Below are 2,545 nucleotides of genomic sequence, written 5' to 3'. Positions count from 1 at the left end.
TGGATAACGTCAAGCAGGATGGCCGGTTTACCGACAATCATTTTGGCCGGTCGACCGGGTTGATTGTCGGTGGTTATTCGGCCATGTTTGTCGCTCCTTCCTTGTGATTGTCGCTGGATGATTGTCGGCGCCGGCTGTTCTGTTTGTCGCTGGCGGTGCGACGACGGTAGCTTTCGACATTCATCTCGAAGATCGTCGAATGATGGACGAGCCGGTCAATTGCAGCGACGGTCATGCCGGGATCGGGGAACACGTCGTTCCAGCCCGAGAACGGCTGGTTGGCCGTGATCAGAAGGCTATGGCGCTCGTACCTTTCGGCGATCAGTTCGAACAGCACGCTCGTTTCGGCCTGGTCCTTCCGGGCGTACGACAGGTCGTCCAGGATGATCAGGTCGAACCGATCGAGTTTGGCAAGGGCCGACGGCAACTGCAGGCTCTGCCGCGCGGCCTGCAACTTCTGCACGAGCTCGCTGGTGCGCGTGAACATCACCCGGTAGCCGGCGTCGATCAGCGCATGTCCGATGGCCGAACCCAGATGACTTTTTCCAGCCCCGGGCGGCCCGAACAGGAGCACTGTGGCGCCTTTCTCAAGCCATGCGTCGCCGGTCGCGAGTGCCATGACGTGCGCCTTTGAGACCATCGGCACCATGCTGAAGTCGAAGGTCGCAAGCGTCTTGGTTGGGTCCAGATGCGACTCGGCGCGATGTCGTTCGATGCGTCGTTTCGCCCGTTCGGCCAGTTCGTGCTCGAGCAGTGCGCCTAGCAACCGCGTCGCCTGCCAGCCCTCCTTATCGGAGCGCTGCGCAAACTCGGGCCACAGACGGGCAATCGTCGGCAGGCGCAGTTCATTGAGCATCAGCGCCAGGCGGCCAGCATCGTAAGCGGGTGTACTCATGCCGCCACCGCTTTGTGCAGCAGGTCGTCATAGCTGCTTACCGGTGGCATCTCGACATTGACGACCGGGCAAGCGGCATGACGTGGCGCAAATTCCTCACGCAACACCTTCAGATCGGGCAGATTGCCGTCAACCAGCAACGCGTTCAGGCGCGCGGCCAGCAGAGCCTCGACGCCGTCCATCGCGGCGAGCTCAAGCAATCCGACCATCGTCTTGCACGCCTCGCGTTGCGCCAGTCTTACCTCCAGCTGTTCCCATGTCCGGCGATAGGCTTCACGCGGGAACAGCTCGTCGCGAAACGCGAGCCCCTTGAAGGCTTGTGGCTTGCGTTTGAGGCTCTCAATGAAGTGCCGGTAATCCAGTGAACGACGGTTGTCGCCGGCACGCGAACCTCGCGGGGTACTGTGCACCAGCGCGCCGGACAGATAGCAGTCAAGCCGGTCACCATAAACGCGCACCTTCAGGCGGTGGCCAATCAGGCGCGATGGCGCGCTGTACAGAATGCCGCGCACAGTGAATGTGCTGCAGCGTGTGACGCGCGCTTCTTCCTCGACGAAGTCAGTCGTGCGCCTTGGCGGCAGATCCTTGAGCTGTTCGCGCTCAAGGCGGAACGCCGCCGCGTTACGCCGGTTACGGCGCATGACGATCTCGCGCAGAAACTCGTTGTAGGCCGCACGATCGGCGAAGTCCCGATGACCGCGCAACATCAACGCCTGATCGACGGCTTCTTTAAGATAGCGATGCGACGACTCAACGCTGCCATTCTCGTGACCCAGGCCACGATTGTTGCGCGTGCCGTGCATGCCGTAGTGCTCAAGCAGCGCCGCATAGCGCGCCGTGAAGTCGTCTTCGTCTGCGAGGTTTCTGAACGCCGCTGACAGGCTATCGGTGCGATGCTCGTGCGGACATCCGCCTGCCTGCCACAGGGCGTTCTGCAACCCCATGGACAGGGCCTCGAAGCTCTCGCCGCCTTCAACGACGTTGACGTATTCCCAGCGTGAGAACGCGAGCACGAAGTGATACAGGCGGTGATCGAACTGAAGGCCAGTGATCGTCACGCGCACTTCCGCCATGTCGGTAAAGTCGGACAGACCGCGTGCGCCGGGCTCGTGCTGCTGGGGGAAGAAGACTTCCTTCGGCGGACCGGACATCGCCCTCCATTGCCTCACGCGCCGCTCAAGTGTGCGGCGTGTGCTGTCAGGATACTGTCCGGCGTGATCGTCCTGCAGTTTGCGCAGGATCGTGATCGCCTGAAGTTGCGGCGCATTTGCAAGCATCGGAACGACTTCGGTGTTCCAGACGTCGGCGAATGGGTCGGGGCGTGAGCGCCAGTAACCGCGCGGCTTCTGTGAAGGCATTGTTGCGTCTCCTTCTATGCGCCGGGCGCTGCGTACGCTGATGCCAGCCTTCGCTGCGGCGATCTCCTGCGAGTGATGTTTGCGTTTGGACATGTAGAGGCGAACCTGTTGGTCGGTAATGCGGGTTCCAGACATGTAGCTGATCGCTTTTTTATTCGATCAGCCATCGTAGAGCCCGGCCGACTCGGCGCCGCCGGTGATGCGTCGTCTTCGGCGGCTACGCCGCCTTCGACTCCTCATCACCGGCCAAAACCTTCGCCGCTACACCGGCCAACATGATTGTCGCCGTCCA

The 2,545-nt window shown here is 61.7% G+C and carries 2 protein-coding genes; both read right to left on the bottom strand.

Features of this window, described 5'->3' with window-relative positions; all coding sequences use genetic code 11:
* Positions 1-73 precede the first annotated feature (73 nt).
* A complete protein-coding gene (istB, locus tag HHL24_RS43150; protein ID WP_169491322.1) occupies positions 74-895 on the bottom strand; it encodes an IS21-like element helper ATPase IstB in 822 nt (273 codons plus the stop codon).
* On the bottom strand, positions 892-2,388 hold the full coding sequence (istA, locus tag HHL24_RS43145) for an IS21 family transposase (protein WP_169491321.1): 1,497 nt from the start codon (positions 2,386-2,388) through the stop codon (positions 892-894). The genes istB and istA overlap by 4 nt, the downstream gene beginning before the upstream one ends.
* Positions 2,389-2,545: the final 157 nt, after the last annotated feature.

Source organism: Paraburkholderia polaris (genome assembly GCF_012927345.1).
In the GTDB taxonomy this organism is placed as follows: domain Bacteria; phylum Pseudomonadota; class Gammaproteobacteria; order Burkholderiales; family Burkholderiaceae; genus Paraburkholderia; species Paraburkholderia polaris.
This window is presented reverse-complemented; position numbering and strand designations above follow the sequence as displayed.

What these genes read in the sequence shown, in the direction of transcription:
- istB (WP_169491322.1), bottom strand. Translation starts at nt 895, where the DNA reads ATGAGTACACCCGCTTACGATGCTGGCCGCCTGGCGCTGATGCTCAAT.
- istA (WP_169491321.1), bottom strand. Translation starts at nt 2,388, where the DNA reads ATGTCTGGAACCCGCATTACCGACCAACAGGTTCGCCTCTACATGTCC.